An 18,037-nucleotide genomic window follows, 5' to 3' on the forward strand; every position below is an offset into this window, starting at 1 on the left:
ATAATCAACAAAATGAAAATTTTTTGAAGAAAATTGTGGAAATATTTTGTTTGTATGAATTTTTGCCTTTACTTTGCACCCATTAAACAGAGAAAATTTCAATTTGTCGTATGTATTATCAGGTCGATATTCTAGTCATTTCTATTCTACTTCTGGAAAAATTCGGAGGGTGAGACTGGCATATCTGTGATTTACATTAGGTAAAAAATATAGGGATAACCTTTCTCACCACGTGGGAAAGGTTATCCTTTTTTATAAAGCTAACAAAAACGTGAATAATAATGGAACGTATTTATGTATTTGATACAACATTAAGAGATGGCGAGCAAGTTCCCGGTTGTCAGTTGAACACCATTGAAAAGATACAGATTGCTCAAACTCTTGAATTGTTGGGAGTAGATGTAATAGAAGCCGGTTTCCCCGTATCAAGCCCGGGCGACTTCAATTCGGTGGTAGAGATATCTAAAGCGGTCACCTGGCCCACTATCTGTGCGCTAACCCGTGCAGTGGAAAAAGATATCGAAGTAGCTGCCGAAGCCCTGAAGTATGCCAAGCGGAAGCGGATCCATACCGGTATTGGTACATCAGAGTCGCATATTAAATACAAGTTCAATTCCAACCGGGAGGAGATCATCGAACGGGCAGTAAAGGCGGTAAAGTGTGCCCGTCGTTTTGTAGACGATGTGGAGTTCTACGCCGAAGATGCGGGACGTACCGATAATGAATATCTTGCCCGCGTAGTCCAGGCCGTGGTTAATGCGGGAGCTACCGTAGTGAATATACCCGACACGACCGGCTACTGCTTCCCCGACGAATACGGAGCAAAAATAAAGTATCTTATAGATAACGTAGACCTGAAAGATGCCATCCTCTCTACCCACTGTCATCAGGATCTGGGAATGGCTACTGCCAACACTCTTTCGGGCGTGATAAATGGGGCACGTCAGGTAGAAGTGACCGTCAATGGTATTGGTGAACGCGCCGGGAATACTTCTCTTGAAGAGGTGGTGATGGCACTGAAAAGTCATAAAGACCGCGGATTCGATACCAATATCAATACACAACATATCTATTCTGCCAGCCGGATGGTATCAAGCCTGATGAATATGCCGGTACAGCCTAATAAGGCTATCGTAGGGAGAAATGCTTTTGCACACTCTTCGGGCATCCATCAGGATGGAGTACTCAAGAATGTCCAAACATACGAGATCATCAATCCTAAAGATGTGGGAATCGATGACAATGCTATAGTGCTGACAGCCCGTAGCGGACGCGCCGCACTGAAGAACCGTCTGTCGATCCTCGGGGTAAAGCTCGAAAACGAAGAGCTGGATGAGGTATACCAGAAGTTTCTGGAAATGGCTGACAGGAAGAAAAGCGTTAACGATGATGATATCCTGATGCTGGTAGGCAAAGATGGACGCCTCAACAGGATCAAAGTGGAATACCTGCAGGTCCTGTGCGGTATTGGCGTACGTGATGTGGCCAGTATAGCCCTGAACATTGCCGGCGAGCGTTTCGAAGCTACCGCAAGCGGCAACGGACCGGTAGATGCCGCCATCCGTGCCGTGAAAAATATCATCCGAAGGAAGGTGAAAATCCGTGAGTTCCTCATCCAGGCAATTGACCATGGCAGTGATGATATAGGTAAAGTCCATATGCAGGTGGAACACAACAATATAGTATATTATGGTTTCGCGGCCAACACCGATATTGTGGCAGCCTCCGTGGAAGCATTTATCGATGCGGTGAATAAGTTTGTGGAGTAATATACTAATGTGCCAATGAGAATAATATGCCAATGTGAATAATAAAAATAATAAGACTAATGTGAATGAAATGATAATTTTTCACTTTTCACTTTTAATTTTTAATTAAAAAAATGAAGACTCTTTTTGATAAGATATGGGATGCGCATGTGGTGGCGACGGTAAAAGACGGTCCCACCCAGTTATACATCGACAGGCATTTGTGTCACGAAGTGACCAGTCCCCAGGCCTTTGCAGGCCTCCGGGCACGTGGGTTGACAGTGTTTCGCCCAAAGCAGACTACACTGACGGCCGACCACAACATTCCCACGATGTGGCAGAACAGGCCTATTCGTGACTCTATCTCTCGTTTTCAGGTGGAAACGCTTGCCAGGAACGCGTCGGATTTCGGCCTGACCTATTACGGATTAAATAATCCCAGGAACGGGATCGTACACGTGATCGGACCGGAGAACGGCTATACACAACCTGGAATGACTATTGTCTGCGGTGATAGCCATACTTCTACCCATGGTGCCTTTGGAGCTATCGCCTTCGGTATCGGTACCAGCGAAGTGGAAATGGTGCTGGCATCGCAATGTATCCTGCAGACGCGTCCCAAAACCATGCGGATCAATTTCGAAGGTAAACTGGACGAAAATGTAAGTGCTAAAGATATGGCGCTATATATGATCTCACAGTTGACTACCGGAGGTGCTACCGGCTATTTCGTGGAATATGCCGGCGAAGCGGTACGCAATCTCACTATGGAAGAGCGGATGACACTTTGTAACCTGAGTATCGAGATGGGCGCGCGCGGTGGTCTGGTCGCCCCGGATGAAACCACATTCAATTACATCAAAGGACGTGAGTTCGCACCCAAAGGAGAAAAATGGGAAAAAGCCCTGGCTTACTGGAAAACATTGAAGAGTGATGAGGGTGCCGTCTTCGATAAGGAGGTTACTTTCGATGTGACGAAGATCCGTCCGATGATCACTTATGGAACCAATCCCGGGATGGGTATTCCTATCGATGGTACTATTCCACATCTGGATGAAATAGACGAAGCCGGAAAAATATCATTTGAGAAGTCATTGAATTATATGGGATTTGCTCCCGGTGAAAAGTTAGAAGGAAAACAGATCGATTATGTCTTCCTGGGAAGTTGCACCAATGGCCGGATCGAGGATTTCAGGGTATTTACCAATTATGTGAAGGGTAAAAAGAAAGCCGGTAATGTGACAGCATGGTTAGTGCCCGGCAGTTGGCAGGTGCGCAAGCAGATTGAAGCGGAAGGACTCGACAAGATACTGGAAGAGGCCGGCTTCGAACTTCGTCAACCGGGTTGTTCTGCCTGTCTGGCAATGAATGACGATAAGGTGCCGGCAGGTAAATATGCAGTCTCTACTTCCAACCGGAATTTCGAAGGACGACAGGGCCCGGGTGCAAGGACTATCCTGGCAGGCCCTCTGGTAGCTGCTGCTGCTGCGGTAAACGGAAAAATAACGGAACCGTAAATTAATGTGCTGATTTACTGATTTGTGAATGTGCCGATTTATTAATGTGCCAATATGCCAATGAGATTAATAAGCTAATGAGAACTCAGAATTCAAAATTTTAAATCTTGAATTTTGAATCTGAAATCTGAAATCTTGAATTTTGAAAAAATAATGGAAAAGTTTCAAACAATAACATCAACATATGTGCCGCTTCCTATAGAGAATGTGGATACCGACCAGATCATCCCTGCCCGCTTTCTGAAGTCGACTACACGGGAAGGCTTCGGTGACAACCTGTTCGCCGACTGGCGTTATGATAAAGAAGGAAATCCTAAACCCGATTTCGTACTGAATAACCCTCTCTATTCGGGAGAAGTGTTGGTAGCAGGAAAGAATTTCGGGAGTGGAAGTAGCCGCGAACACGCCGCCTGGGCAATCGGAGGTTATGGTTTTAAAGTGGTGGTATCGAGCTTCTTTGCCGATATCTTCCGTAACAACGCCCTTAATAACGGTATCCTGCCGGTAGTCGTGAGTGAAAAATTCCTGAGCGAACTTTTTGTATCAGTGAATAGTAATCCGCAGGCAACAGTGACGGTCAACCTTGAGGAGCAGACCATTTCGAATAACGAAACCGGTACGGTCGAGTCGTTCGAGATCAATTCCTACAAGAAAGAATGCCTGATGAAGGGTCTGGATGATATCGATTTCCTTCTCTCCAACAGGGATAAAATCGAAGAATATGAGAAAAACCGTTTATTTGCGTACGAATAGATTCCAGATTTAGAATTCTAAGTCAGCAAATCATCATATCAACAAATCATCACATTAACATAGGTTGTTTTGGGAGAAGTAAAGAAAATAGAAATCATGGATACCACGCTTCGTGATGGTGAGCAGACCTCGGGCGTGTCTTTTGCTGCACAGGAGAAGGTGAGCGTGGTACGCCTTTTGCTCGAAGAGCTGAAGGTGGACCGTGTGGAAATTGCTTCTGCACGGGTTTCCGAAGGAGAATTCCAGTCCGTGAAGAAAATGGCGCAATGGGCGCATACGCATGGCTATATCGACCAACTCGAGGTACTCGGGTTCGTGGATGGCACTACTTCCCTGGAATGGATTGCCAATGCGGGATGTAAGGTGGTAAATCTGCTCTGCAAAGGTTCTTTGAAACATTGCACCTATCAGTTGTGTAAATCGCAGGAAGAACATCTGGCAGATGTGAAGAACTCTATTGCTCAGGCGCAACGGATGGGATTGACGGTCAACCTTTACCTCGAGGATTGGTCCAACGGTATGCGCGACTCTAAAGAGTATGTATTCCAAATGATGGATGGGTTGAAAGATGAGGCGGTCACCCGTTTCATGCTGCCCGATACATTGGGTGTGCTCAATCCCGATGAAACATACCAGTTCTGTTCGGAAATGATTATACGATATCCCAACCTTCATTTCGACTTTCATGCCCACAACGATTACGACCTGGCCGTGGCCAATGTATACGAAGCCATCAAAGCGGGAGTGAAAGGCATCCATGTCACTGTGAACGGACTCGGTGAGCGTGCCGGCAATGCGCCGCTTACCAGCGTAGTGGCACTTATCCATGACCATATGGGTTTGAGTTCCAATATCGATGAGTCGAAACTCTATAACGTGAGCAAGGTGGTGGAGAGCTACTCCGGTGTGCGTATCCCGAATAATAAGCCGGTGATTGGTGACAATGTATTCACTCAGGTGGCGGGTGTTCATGCCGACGGAGATAAAAAGAAAAACCTTTATTTCAATAACCTGATGCCCGAACGGTTCGGCCGTTTCCGCGAATATGCACTGGGGAAAAATGCAGGACGTTCCAATATCATTAAAAATCTGGAAGCCCTGGGTATTGAACTCGACGATGAGGCGACACGCAAAGTAACGGCGCGAATCATTGAACTGGGTGACAGGAAAGAGATTGTCAACCTCGATGAACTCCCTTATATCGTTTCCGATGTGTTGAAGAACGGGATAGAAAATCAGGATATTAAAATGCTTAACTATTCACTCACGCTGACGGATGGACTCAGACCGACTGCTACGGTGAAAATATCGATAAAAGGAGAGATCTATCAGGAAACCGCAGCAGGAGACGGACAATACCATGCTTTCTCGAAAGCAATGTACAAGATATACAGAAAGCTTGACAAACCGGCACCGGAACTGATTGACTATGTTGTAGTAATCCCGCCCGGTGGGAAAACCAATGCTTATGTACAGACAGTGATCACCTGGAAGTTCGAAGACAAGATATTCAAAACCCGTGCACTCGATATCGACCAGACGGTAGCAGCCATCAAGGCGACAATGAAAATGTTGAATATGATAGAAAGCGGGAATATTCCCAATATGAATTATATGAGATTACCCTAGTAAAGTGGAAAGGTGGAAAAGTGGGAGAGTGGAAAGGTGATTAATCCCGATAAATCGGGACAAGTGCTGGTAATCAACAATTTGTAATTAGTAATTTGTAATTAAAATAAGATGCAACTAAACATAGCTGTACTGCCGGGCGACGGAATAGGTCCGGAGATAATGAAACAGGCGTTGAATATTACTTCGGCCGTTTGTGAAAAATTCGGCCATACTTTGACCTGCAAAGAGGCCATTGTTGGCGCCTGTGCCATTGATGCAACCGGGGATCCTTATCCGGCCGAAACGCATGAACTCTGTATGCAGAGCGATGCTGTACTGTTCGGTGCTATCGGTCATCCTAAATTCGATAACGATCCCAACGCAAAAGTACGTCCCGAGCAGGGTTTGCTCCGCATGCGCAAGCAACTGGGACTCTATGGGAATATCCGGCCCGTAATGACCTTTCCTTCCCTTATCCATAAATCACCTCTGCGGGCTGATCTGGTGGAGGGTGCCGATTTTGTCTGTATCCGTGAACTTACGGGCGGCATGTATTTCGGACGACCCCAGGGAAGGAGTGAAGATGGCAATACAGCTTATGATACGTGCGTCTATACGCGCGAAGAGATTGAACGTGTACTGCATCTGGCCTATAAGTTTGCCGGACAGCGACGTAAAAAAGTGACTGTGGTCGATAAGGCAAACGTCATCGCTACCTCCCGCCTGTGGCGCCAGATTGCACAGGAGATCGCACCCCAATATCCTGATATTGAAACCGATTTCCTCTTTGTGGACAATGCTGCCATGCGTATCATCCAATGGCCCAGGAGCTTCGATGTGATGGTGACCGAAAACCTGTTCGGAGATATCCTCACCGACGAAGCGTCCGTGATTACCGGCTCACTGGGATTACTCCCTTCGGCATCCGTGGGCTTACATACATCGCTGTTTGAGCCGATCCACGGATCCTATCCGCAAGCGACCGGTAAAAATATCGCTAACCCGCTGGCTATGATCCTATCTGCCGCCCTGATGTTTGAATATGGTTTCAACCTGATGGAAGAAGGAGCGCTTATCCGCGAAGCAGTCAACGCGAGCCTCGAAGCAGGAATCGTCACCGAAGATATCGCCGACGGCGGAAAGGCATACAGTACCTCTGACGTAGGGGAGTGGATTGAACGGTTTGTGAGAAAGTGAGAATGGGAGAGAATTGACAATTGACAATTGAGAATTGACAATGAATAATTTGTAATTAGTAAATCTCAAATCAAAGATCCTACATCCTAAACTGACGTAGTCAATTAACAATCGGCGTAAGCCAAATTATGAAATCCGAAATCTTGGAATTTTGAATCTTGAATTTTGAAATGAGTAACAAAAATATAAATAAGGGCGATTTACGTAGTGCGACCAGTACGCAGGGACGCCGTATGGCAGGTGCACGCGCGCTCTGGCATGCCAACGGGATGACGCGTGAACAGATGGGGAAACCGATCATCGCGATCGTAAATTCCTTCACGCAGTTCGTCCCCGGCCATACGCATCTGCATGGAATAGGGCAGATGGTAAAGGCGGAGATCGAGAAGCTGGGTTGTTTTGCCGCTGAGTTCAACACCATCGCAGTAGACGACGGCATTGCCATGGGGCATGACGGTATGCTGTATTCCCTCCCGTCGCGCGACCTGATCGCCGATTCGGTAGAGTATATGATCAATGCCCACAAGGCCGATGCTATGATCTGTATCAGCAACTGCGACAAGATCACACCCGGGATGCTGATCGCTGCTATGCGTTTGAATATCCCGGCTATCTTTGTCTCCGGAGGACCAATGGAAGCGGGTAAGATCGGCGACGAGCAGATCGACCTGATCGATGCCATGATCGAGTCGGCCGACGAGTCGGTCTCCGATGAACGGGTAGCCCAACTCGAACAACTGGCTTGTCCTACCTGCGGATCCTGTTCCGGAATGTTCACTGCTAACTCCATGAACTGCCTCAATGAGGCGATCGGGCTGGCGCTTCCCGGTAATGGCACCATTTTGGCAACGCACGTCAACCGCAAACAGCTGTTCGTCGATGCTGCCCGCCAGATCGTAGAAAATGCTTACAGGTATTACTCCGAAGGAGATGATACGGTATTGCCAAGGAATATCGCTACCCGCGACTCTTTTCTCAACGCCATGACGCTCGATATCGCCATGGGTGGCTCTACCAACACCATCCTCCATACACTGGCTATTGCCCATGAAGGGGGAATCGACTTCACCCTCGATGATATCGATGCTCTTTCACGTCGCGTGCCCTGTATATGCAAGGTAGCACCCAATTCGAAAAAATACCATATCCAGGATGTGAATCGTGCAGGTGGTATTATGGGAATTATGAACGAACTGGCAAAGGCCGGCCTGGTAAATACCTCAGTACACCGCGCCGACGGGCGCACTCTGGAAGAGGCATTAAAAGAATATGATGTTACCAACGGAAATCCGGGTGAAGAGGCATGCAGGATCTATTCTTCCGCTCCCGGTAACCGGTACAATATTGTGATGGCTTCACAGAATGCGCAGTTCAAAGAGCTGGATACCGACAGGGAGAACGGATGTATCCGCAGCGTAGAACATGCCTATACCAAAGATGGCGGGCTGGCTATCCTGAAAGGGAATATCGCTGAAAAAGGCTGTGTGGTGAAAACTGCCGGCGTAGATGAGAGTATCTGGAAATTCAGCGGCAAAGCCAAAGTATTCCATTCTCAGGACGATGCCTGTACGGGTATTCTTAACGGAGACGTACAGGCTGGCGATGTGGTGGTGATCGTGTACGAAGGGCCTAAAGGTGGTCCCGGTATGCAGGAGATGCTTTATCCCACGTCTTACATTAAAGCCAGACACCTTGGGACTGAGTGCGCCCTGATCACCGACGGGCGTTTTTCGGGTGGTACTTCGGGACTCTCCATAGGCCATATCTCTCCCGAAGCGGCTGCCGGCGGAAGCATCGGACTGGTACGCGAGGGAGACATCATCGAGATAGATATCCCTGCCCGTTCCATCAACTTAAAAATTAGTGATGAAGAACTTCAGGAAAGAAGAAGAGAAGAAGAGGCAAAAGGAGAAAACGCCTTCAAACCCCAACGCGACAGAGTGATTTCGAAAGCATTAAAAGCATATGCCGCTTTTGTAAGCTCAGCCGATCTGGGAGCGGTAAGAATCATTTGAGAAAAAGATTTACAATTTTAGGTTCAAGTTTAAAGAGAAGAGTGTATGAACAGAGATAATCAAACTCCATTAACTACACCCCTTTCCGTGGAGACGGAAACCATTCCGGGGAGTGAAGTACTTATTCGCTCCCTGATCGCCGAAGGAGTAGATACCATATTCGGCTATCCGGGTGGAGCTATCATGCCTGTATTCGATGCTTTGTACGATCATAAAGACAAGATCAGGCACATACTGGTTCGTCATGAACAGGGCGCGCTCCATGCAGCGCAGGGATATGCACGGGTCTCGGAAAAGGTGGGGGTGGCCCTCGTAACATCCGGCCCGGGGGCAACCAACGCGATTACCGGTATCACCGATGCAATGATGGATAGTACACCGTTAGTGGTGATCTCGGGACAGGTCAATTCCACTCTGCTCGGCTCTGATGCTTTTCAGGAGGCCGATGTGATTGGTGTTACGCAACCCATCACCAAATGGGCTTATCAGGTACGTCGTGCCGAGGATATTGCCTGGGCCGTATCGAGGGCGTTCTACATCGCTTCGAGCGGCCGACCCGGTCCGGTGGTGCTCGATATCGCAAAAGATGCACAGGTACTGAAATGCAATTATACCTACCAAAAAACCACTTTTTTGCGGAGTTATCATCCGCTGCCGGAAGTAGAAGAAGACAAAATAAAGATGGCAGCCGACCTTATTAACAGCGCTAAAAAGCCATTTGCTCTGGTAGGGCAGGGGGTAATCCTCGGTAATGCCGAAGAAGAATTACGCGCTTTCCTGGAAAAAGGCGGTATCCCCTTTGGATCTACTATCCTGGGACTATCGGCTATACCCTCTGATCATCCTCTGAATCGAGGTATGCTGGGTATGCACGGGAATGTAGCTCCCAATATCAAGACAAATGAATGTGATGTGTTGATCGCTATCGGTATGCGGTTTGACGATCGGGTGACGGGCGACCTGAAGACTTATGCCAAACAGGCGAAGGTGATCCATTTCGATATTGATCTGGCCGAAATGGACAAGAACGTGAAGACCACCGTGAAAGTACTGGGCGACGCTAAACAGACGTTACCAATGGTAACCAGGCTGATCGAAAAGAAATCGTATCCTGAATGGCTCGAAGAATTCAAACCCTATGAACAGAAGGAATACGATTGCATCATAAAAAATGAACTCTATCCTGAAAATGGAGGAGAGATAAAGATGGGCGAAGTAGTGAATAAAATCACCGAAGCCACACAAAACAAGGCAATTTGCGTGACCGATGTGGGACAACACCAGATGATGGCTACCCGTTATTTCAAGTACAATCAATCGCGCAGTATGGTTACATCGGGCGGATTGGGTACGATGGGATTCGGCCTGCCCGCCGGTATCGGTGCCAAATATGGCGCACCCGACAGAACGGTTTGCATCTTCGTGGGTGACGGGGGACTGCAGATGACGATCCAGGAATTTGGCACCATTATGGAGTATGGTATAGATGTGAAGATCATTCTCCTGAACAATAATTATCTGGGGATGGTACGCCAGTGGCAGGAACTCTTTTTTGACGAACGCTATTCGGAAACACACCTTAAAAATCCTGATTTTATCAAGATTGCTGATGCATACAATATCAAGGGACGGAAAGTGACACAGCGCGCAGAACTCGATGCCGCTATACAGGAGATGCTCCAACATAAAGGGGCATACCTGCTCGAAGTGGTGGTGGAAACCAAAGGGATGGTTTATCCGATGGTGCCTGCCGGAGGTAATATTACCAATATTATGTTGGGGAACGGATACACGCTGTAGAATTACCAATTACCAATTACTAATTACCAATTAAAATGGACGGGAATAAAACATTATATACCATTACTATTTTCTCAGAAAATACGGTAGGTGTGCTCAATCAGATCACGACCATCTTTACCCGCAGGCAGCTCAATATCGAGACGTTGTCAGTCTCACCCTCCGCCATCCGCGGGATACATAAATTCACCATTACCACTTTTTCGGATGATGAGGAGGTAATGAAAAAGTTGGTACGCCTGATCGATAAACGGGTGGATATCCTGAAAGCCTATTTCAACACCGATGAAGACCTTGTGCATCAGGAGTTGGCGCTCTACAAGCTTTCCACCAATAAGGTGATGGAACATGGCTCCATAGAGTACCTGGTGAGAAAATATAATATCCGTATACTGGAGGTCAACAAAGACTGTGTAGTCTTTTTGAAAGCAGGTCATTATGAGGAGACCCAGGGCCTCTTCGAAGAACTGGCCGACACCATTGGTGTGTTGCAATTCGTCCGTTCGGGAAGGATTGCCATTACTAAATCGAAGGTGGAACGTCTGAGCGATATGCTGGCCAAATGGGAACAGCAACGAAACGGCATCGAGAAACCGGAAAACATAGTACAGAACCAATAAAACAGAAAATAATTTATAAATAAGCAGTCAATGAGTTCAGCTCGTATTTAGTCCTTAGTCCTAATTTCTTAGTTCTTAGTTCTAACGATACCCTATCTCATGACAATAAAAAATTGAACAAATGGCAAAAATGAATTTTGGCGGGGTTGAGGAAAATGTAGTTACCCGCGAAGAATTTCCCCTTGAAAAAGCGCGGGAAGTATTGAAAGATGAAACAATCGCGGTGATCGGTTACGGTGTGCAAGGCCCCGGACAATCTCTTAACCTGCGTGATAACGGTTTTAACGTGATCATAGGACAGCGGAAAGAGAGTAAAACCTGGGATAAGGCGGTGGCCGACGGCTGGGTACCGGGTGAGACGCTCTTTGATATTGAAGAAGCCTGCCAACGGGGAACTATTATTCAGTACCTGTTATCTGATGCGGCACAGATTGCCCTGTGGGACACAGTGAAGAAACATCTGACTCCCGGCAAGGCGCTCTATTTCTCACACGGCTTTGGTATTACCTATAAAGATCGTACCGGTATTGTTCCGCCTGCCGATGTGGATGTGATCCTGGTAGCTCCCAAAGGATCGGGTACGAGCCTTCGTAAGATGTTCCTGGAAGGACGGGGACTGAATTCCAGCTATGCTATCTATCAGGATGCTACAGGTAAGGCATATGATCGAGCAGTAGCTCTGGGTATAGGTGTCGGTTCAGGTTATCTGTTTGAAACCGATTTCAAACGTGAAGTATATTCCGATCTGACCGGCGAGCGCGGTACGCTTATGGGCGCTATTCAGGGGCTGTTACTGGCACAGTACGAAGTGTTACGTGAGAACGGACATACGCCTTCGGAAGCATTCAACGAGACGGTGGAAGAACTTACTCAATCGCTGATGCCATTATTCGCCGAAAAAGGAATGGACTGGATGTATGCCAACTGTTCTACTACCGCACAACGCGGCGCCCTTGACTGGATGGGACCGTTCCATGATGCTACCAAGCCGGTATTTGAAAAACTCTATAAAGAGGTAGCCAGTGGCAATGAAGCGCAACGTTCTATCGACAGTAATTCACAATCCGATTACAGGGAAAAACTGGAAGAGGAACTGAAAGCCCTTCGTGAAAGCGAGATGTGGCAAACCGGAGCCGTCGTAAGAAAACTGCGTCCGGAGAATAATTGAAACAGAGGTTAAATATTAAACCTTAATACAAAAAACGCGGTTTTAAAACCGCGTTTTTTGTATTTATATCTCCTCTTCACTGGTAAGATCGAGTTTCTCATCGTCCTTACCCCGGTCGAAGAACATCTTTTTGAGGGGGTTCTTACGGGCTTCATCATAAGCCAGCCGGTTCCTGAAAATATCAATACCCATATAGATCGCCTGACGGAACGATTCATCGGAAGCCAGGTTCTTTCCTGCGATATCGTAAGCGGTACCATGATCGGGCGAAGTACGTACGATGGGTAGTCCGGCCGTAAAATTAACTCCCGAATCCATAGCAAGTGTCTTGAAAGGGATCAATCCCTGATCGTGATACATCGCCAGGATGGCATCGAACTCCTTGAAGCGCCCCGAGCCGAAGAATCCGTCGGCAGCAAAAGGGCCGGCACAGAGGATCCATTGGTCCTGTGCCTCTTTCACGGCAGGGGCAATGATGTCTGCTTCCTCTTTTCCCAGCAATCCGTTTTCACCTGCATGCGGGTTTAATCCCAATACGGCAATACGGGGATTCTCTACTCTGAAATCACGCTTCAGCGTGTGGTCGAGTGTCTTCAGCTTCTCCATGATCAATTCCCTGGAAAGTTTCGAAGAGACTTCCGCCAGGGGTACATGAGTAGTGGCCAGTGCTACACGCAATGTTTCCGTTGCCATGATCATTAAAGCCTTTTCCCCGTTCGAGGCAAAGCGTTCCTCTAAAAATTCGGTATGTCCGGGAAATTGAAAACGATCATTCTGGATAGTGTCTTTATTGATGGGAAGGGTGACCAGCAGGTCGATCTTGCCGCTAGCAAGATCACGACAAGCAGCATCTAATGCCGTATAAGCCGACTCTCCTGCATCGGTACTTGCCGATCCCAACTCTATCTTGATCTCCTCCCTGACACAATTGACAAGATTGACTTTTCCTTCATGCGATTCTTCGACTTTGGAAATAATATGAAAATTCATCGCGTCGCTGTTCAACACCTTCCGGTGATAGGACGCCGATTTGGATGATCCGTATACGATTGGGTGGAACAACTCAAGTATTCTGGCATCGGAGAAGGCCTTCAACAGGATTTCATATCCTACACCGTTCACATCGCCATGCGTGATGCCCACCTTGATTAAATCTGACATGTATATATGTTAATTAAAGAACTTAAGTGTGATTAAAGTCTATGTAATAAATAATTCAATTAAGATGTTTTTTCTTCCTCTTTTTCGGGGATACTGATGGTATATAATGTGGATTCCAGATTACGCAGGAGATTCCGCTTATTCATTTCCGGGGCATAAACGAATACTTCTACGATTACCACCATACCCGTGTTCTCGTTGACGAACGCATGCATCACGAACGGGCCGCCCATCATGTCGTTGGTCATTTCCCAGAGGCCGCGCAACTCAGCCCGGAACAGGCCATCCGTTTCCATTTTCCTGTAATCGGGTGAATATACTGTGGCAGTCATCATCCTCGAGTCGAATGAACCTGTGATATATTCTCCTAATACCCTGTTACGAATATTAATGAGCGAATCTTTCTCGAAGACGGTCTCTGTAGTATAGGGAAACTGGTATATTACGATGTCCTGGCGTCCTCGTGCTGCATTGTTGGTCGCCCAGTAGAAATTCTCATGTTCACTAATATTAGGCAATCCTTTCGGGAAATGAATATTGATCCCAAAAACCTGTTTTACACGTGATACCGGTTCTTTTATCTGATTTTTAAGATATCTCGCGTTGCGTTCCAGTTCTTTGGTGACGAAATAATCTATTATGCTCTCCCTGTTTTCGGTTACGAATTCCACAAAACTGACCGTATCGGGAGCATGAATATTCATGATGACCTGTCCCATGGCATACTTGTCGAGATCCGCAGTAAGTTTGGGATAACTGTATATATTGGATATTTCGGGAATGATCAGGTTTCTCGCCATCTTAAAAGTACTGGTGAAATTTTCCGGAGAAAGCTGTAGTATCCGGAAGTTAGGCTCGGCCTGAGGTAGTGCTTTCACGTTAGAGTTGAGCACGCCGAAGAGGGCCCTTCCGGCAGTACCTTCCCAGGCATTCTCGTCCATTATTACGATCACCTCGTTGGTAGTTCCCGAAGCGGAGAAAAAACTACTTCCGCCGTCACACGATGTAAACAGCGCTAATAAAGCAAGAATAACGGGTAAAACGGCATATCGTTTCATATCGACGTAGTTTTAAAAGGTTTGTATTTCATTTTTAACTTTAGTGACCTCCATATCAAGCCATATATTCAGAAACCGAACTGACCGAACAATCAGTCAGTTGTGTTTGATCAACAAATATACGATTATTTGTATGAAATATAACCGATAGGACTAAAATAATCGTTAAACTCCTGCCGAGAACCGATGCTGGTATAGGTTGTCGTTTTTATATATCTGTGATCTTCGCTGTCGACAGCATGCCGCAGGCGGCGAAGATATCCTCTCCCCTCGAAGCGCGGATGGTGCAGATGAATCCTTTTGCGGTAAGGAAGTCGCGGAATTTGATCATATTTTCGTCAGTGGAAGGTTTCAGGTTGCTCATCGGAATCACGTGGAACCGGATCAGGTTAATACGGCAATCCAGTCCGGTAAGCAGTTTAGAGAGTTCACGCGCGTAAAGCAGCGAATCGTTTACCCCGTCGAACATGATGTATTCGAATGAGAGCCTCCGTTGGCGGCTCCAGTCGTACTCGCGCAGCATTTCGATCACCGAAGCCGAAGGTGCCGATTTCTCAATCGGCATGATAGCCAGCCGCTCTTCCGGGATCGGGTTGTGAAGGCTGACCGCCAGATGGCATTTGCTTTCATCGAGAAACCGTTTCAGGTTTGATGTCAACCCGATAGTGGAGAGTGTGATCCGCCTGGGGCTCCAACCCAGTCCATATTCCGCCTGAAGCAATTCCGACGCTTTCTTTACGTTCTTGTAATTATCCAGCGGTTCACCCATTCCCATAAATACCAGGTTGGTGATCTCTTCCGAGCCAGGTACCGAGTAGACCTGATTCAAAATTTCCGTGGCGGTAAGGTTGTCATGGAACCCCTGCTTTCCCGTCATGCAGAAATCGCAGTTCATCCGGCATCCCACTTGCGAAGAGACACAGATGGTGAGTCGGTCCTCTTCGGGGATGGTCACTGTCTCGATGAATTTTCCGCTGTACGTCCTGAATAACATCTTACGGGTGCCGTCGATTGATGTCTGTATATCTAATGGTTCCGATCTTCCGATATCGAATTTCTCCGAGAGGAGTTCCCGGTTCTTCAGCGAGATATTGGTCATCTCGTCGATCCGCTTCACCCGTTTCACATATATCCAGTCGGCAATCTGCTTCCCTGTGAATTTGGGTAATCCCAGTTCCGTCACGCTTTCGGTGATCTCGGCAAGCGTCATCCCCAGAAGATATTGTTTTTGATCCATTTGCTGCAATTTTATACGATTAAAACTATTTATTTTCAAATGTATCGTATAGAACTAGCTTTTAATCACGTTCTTGTGTGAGAACAGTTATTATGCTCGTTTCAATTAGACTGCAAAGATAGCACCAACCGGCCGTTTTTCTTCTATCATAGTAATATAAAATGAATTTGTTTTATCTTCGGAATCAAAAAATCCCTATCTTTGCCTCGAAACGAAATCATGTAAAAAGACGATGAAACGAACAATTTTCTCACTTTTCTTATTTTCAGTAATGACGATAACCCTTATGGCACAGCATAATCCGGTACTGTTGTTTCCCGACGGTGCGCCGGGTGAATCACGGAAGATGAAACAGGTGGATGACCAGAGCGGCAACAGGGTCGCCGGATGCCCTGTACTCCGTATCAGTAATGTGAGTGAACCGACACTTACTTTTTATCCTGCGCCTGCCGGAAACAATACCGGTGCTACCATCATCGTGAATCCCGGAGGAGGTTATAATATACTGGCTTACAACCTTGAAGGATCGGAGATATGTAAGCGTTTCAATAGTTTCGGCATCAATTGTGTGTTGGTGAAGTACCGCGTGCCGCGCCGCGAAGGGTTGGAGAAACATACGGCTCCCTTACAGGATCTGCAACGCGCCATTGCCTATACACGTTCCCATGCAGGTGAATGGAATATCGATCCCGGCAGGATCGGGGTGATGGGCTTTTCTGCCGGAGCACATCTCTCGGCAATGGCAAGTACGGCGTATGGCGAACCTACTTATCCGAAGGTCGACGCTTATGATGATGTAAGTCTACGACCTGATTTCTGTATTCTTATCTATCCGGCCTACTTATCCGGAGAGAATTTTTCGATTGCTCCTGAACTGAAAGTGGATGCCAATACCCCTCCCACTATCCTTATCCAGACTCAGGACGACAAGGATTACATCAATAGTAGTTTGTTTTATTATTATGCGCTCAAAGAAGCGAAAGTGCCGGCTGCCATGCATTTATATCCCTCCGGCGGACATGGTTACGGCTTGCGTAATACCGGTCACACGGTGAATGAATGGCCCCACCGCGTCCTTTCATGGATGCGGGATATCGGTATGATCGGGAACAGGTAGAAAAGCAAACCTTTTGCATACCCTTTGTTTTCCGTTAATCACAATTATAATTTTCTTCCCATACAAATGCTTAATTAATTATAATACCGTCTGCATCTGAGAACAAATATTCTTCAGGAACAGTTTTATAGATGATTAATTATCAACCGGCAGGTGAAACTTATAAGAATTATGCAAAAACAAAATGAAGAAAAAAAATTACGTCCAGAGCAAAAACAACGCCGTCCCGGAAAAGAGTCGAAAATGAGACCGGTTCCCCATACCGAACCTGTGAAACAACAAAATAAACTTGACGGAAAAGTTGCCCTCATAACCGGCGGCGACAGCGGCATAGGGAAAGCAACTGCCTTGCTCTTTGCGGCAAACGGGGCCGATATCGCCATAGCCTATTTGAGCGAAACGGACGATGCGAAAGCTACGCAAAAAGAGATCCGCGAAATGGGGAAGGAGTGCCTGCTCATAAGAGGCGACCTGTCCAAGGAAGTGAATTGCAAAAAAGCCGTCGATAAAACGATTGATAAATTTTCAAAACTCGACATTTTGGTAAACAACGCAGCCTTGCATTGGGAAACGGAAAGTCTGGAGGAAATATCGACCGATCAGTTGGAGCGCACTTTTGCTAACAATGTGTTCTCTTACTTTTGGGTTACCAAGTACGCCCTGAGACACTTAAAAGAAGGGAGCGCCATTGTGAATACAAGTTCCGTAACAGCTTACCGCGGAAGTGGAAAGCTGATTGATTATTCCGCTACCAAGGGCGCTATCATCAGTTTCACCCGCAGCCTTGCCCAAAGTCTGGCCCCGAAAAAAATACGGGTGAATGCCGTGGCGCCCGGCCCTATATGGACGCCGCTGATTGTGTCGACATTCGATGAGAAAAGGGTTGCTGAATTCGGTAGCGATACGCCCCTGGGCAGAGCCGGAGAACCCAGTGAAGTGGCCCCCTGCTTTTTGTTTCTGGCCTCCGACGACTCGACTTACATAACCGGGCAATGCCTGCATCCGAATGGTGGCGAGATTGTGAATGCGTGATAT

The 18,037-nt window shown here is 47.0% G+C and carries 14 protein-coding genes; 11 read left to right on the top strand and 3 right to left on the bottom strand.

The genetic code is table 11. The features are described from left to right. Nucleotides 1-281 precede the first annotated feature (281 nt). The 9 genes from F597_RS0118080 (at nt 282) to ilvC (ending at nt 12,429) form a co-directional block, all read left to right on the top strand. Entirely contained in the window at nt 282-1,769 is a 1,488-nt protein-coding gene (locus tag F597_RS0118080; RefSeq protein WP_019541163.1) for a 2-isopropylmalate synthase, read from the top strand. Nucleotides 1,770-1,882: 113 nt separating this feature from the next. Next, nucleotides 1,883-3,265: a 3-isopropylmalate dehydratase large subunit gene (gene leuC / locus F597_RS0118085; RefSeq protein ID WP_019541164.1), complete on the top strand. Its 1,383-nt coding sequence runs from the start codon at nt 1,883-1,885 to the stop codon at nt 3,263-3,265. Between the two features lie 153 nt (nt 3,266-3,418). Next, nucleotides 3,419-4,018 (top strand): 3-isopropylmalate dehydratase small subunit, encoded by a 600-nt coding sequence (gene leuD / locus F597_RS0118090; RefSeq protein ID WP_019541165.1) that lies wholly within the window; start codon nt 3,419-3,421, stop codon nt 4,016-4,018. 69 nt (nt 4,019-4,087) lie between these two features. Further along, nucleotides 4,088-5,647, top strand: a complete 1,560-nt coding sequence (locus F597_RS0118095; RefSeq protein ID WP_019541166.1) for an alpha-isopropylmalate synthase regulatory domain-containing protein — start codon at nt 4,088-4,090, stop codon at nt 5,645-5,647. Nucleotides 5,648-5,758: 111 nt separating this feature from the next. Continuing rightward, nucleotides 5,759-6,826: a 3-isopropylmalate dehydrogenase gene (gene leuB / locus F597_RS0118100; RefSeq protein ID WP_019541167.1), complete on the top strand. Its 1,068-nt coding sequence runs from the start codon at nt 5,759-5,761 to the stop codon at nt 6,824-6,826. A gap of 170 nt (nt 6,827-6,996) precedes the next feature. Beyond that, on the top strand, nt 6,997-8,841 hold the full coding sequence (gene ilvD / locus F597_RS0118105) for a dihydroxy-acid dehydratase (protein WP_044060468.1): 1,845 nt from the start codon (nt 6,997-6,999) through the stop codon (nt 8,839-8,841). 45 nt (nt 8,842-8,886) lie between these two features. Next, nucleotides 8,887-10,641 (top strand): biosynthetic-type acetolactate synthase large subunit, encoded by a 1,755-nt coding sequence (ilvB, locus tag F597_RS0118110; RefSeq protein WP_019541169.1) that lies wholly within the window; start codon nt 8,887-8,889, stop codon nt 10,639-10,641. 35 nt (nt 10,642-10,676) lie between these two features. Further along, nucleotides 10,677-11,261 carry an acetolactate synthase small subunit gene (ilvN, locus tag F597_RS0118115; RefSeq protein ID WP_019541170.1) on the top strand — a complete coding sequence of 195 codons (585 nt, stop codon included), beginning with the start codon at nt 10,677-10,679 and terminating at the stop codon, nt 11,259-11,261. Between the two features lie 121 nt (nt 11,262-11,382). Beyond that, entirely contained in the window at nt 11,383-12,429 is a 1,047-nt protein-coding gene (gene ilvC / locus F597_RS0118120) for a ketol-acid reductoisomerase (RefSeq protein ID WP_019541171.1), read from the top strand. A 63-nt stretch (nt 12,430-12,492) separates the two neighbouring features. Here the strand turns inward: ilvC and pdxA are convergent, their stop codons facing one another. The 3 genes from pdxA to rlmN all read right to left on the bottom strand — a co-directional run bounded on the left by pdxA (nt 12,493) and on the right by rlmN (nt 15,885). Then, nucleotides 12,493-13,590 carry a 4-hydroxythreonine-4-phosphate dehydrogenase PdxA gene (gene pdxA / locus F597_RS0118125; protein ID WP_019541172.1) on the bottom strand — a complete coding sequence of 366 codons (1,098 nt, stop codon included), beginning with the start codon at nt 13,588-13,590 and terminating at the stop codon, nt 12,493-12,495. Between the two features lie 59 nt (nt 13,591-13,649). Then, the gene (locus F597_RS21210; protein ID WP_019541173.1) at nt 13,650-14,648 is read right to left on the bottom strand and encodes a DUF4837 family protein; all 999 of its coding nucleotides are present in this window, start codon (nt 14,646-14,648) and stop codon (nt 13,650-13,652) included. 208 nt (nt 14,649-14,856) lie between these two features. Then, nucleotides 14,857-15,885 carry a dual-specificity RNA methyltransferase RlmN gene (gene rlmN / locus F597_RS0118135; protein WP_019541174.1) on the bottom strand — a complete coding sequence of 343 codons (1,029 nt, stop codon included), beginning with the start codon at nt 15,883-15,885 and terminating at the stop codon, nt 14,857-14,859. A gap of 232 nt (nt 15,886-16,117) precedes the next feature. On the opposite strand from rlmN, the gene F597_RS0118140 reads away from it, so the two are divergent. Beyond that, nucleotides 16,118-17,002, top strand: coding sequence for an alpha/beta hydrolase (locus tag F597_RS0118140; protein WP_026327631.1), 885 nt, complete (start codon nt 16,118-16,120; stop codon nt 17,000-17,002). A 171-nt stretch (nt 17,003-17,173) separates the two neighbouring features. Then, a complete protein-coding gene (locus F597_RS0118145; RefSeq protein WP_019541176.1) occupies nt 17,174-18,034 on the top strand; it encodes a glucose 1-dehydrogenase in 861 nt (286 codons plus the stop codon). Nucleotides 18,035-18,037 lie beyond the last annotated feature (3 nt).

This window comes from Proteiniphilum acetatigenes DSM 18083 (genome assembly GCF_000380985.1).
GTDB lineage: Bacteria > Bacteroidota > Bacteroidia > Bacteroidales > Dysgonomonadaceae > Proteiniphilum > Proteiniphilum acetatigenes.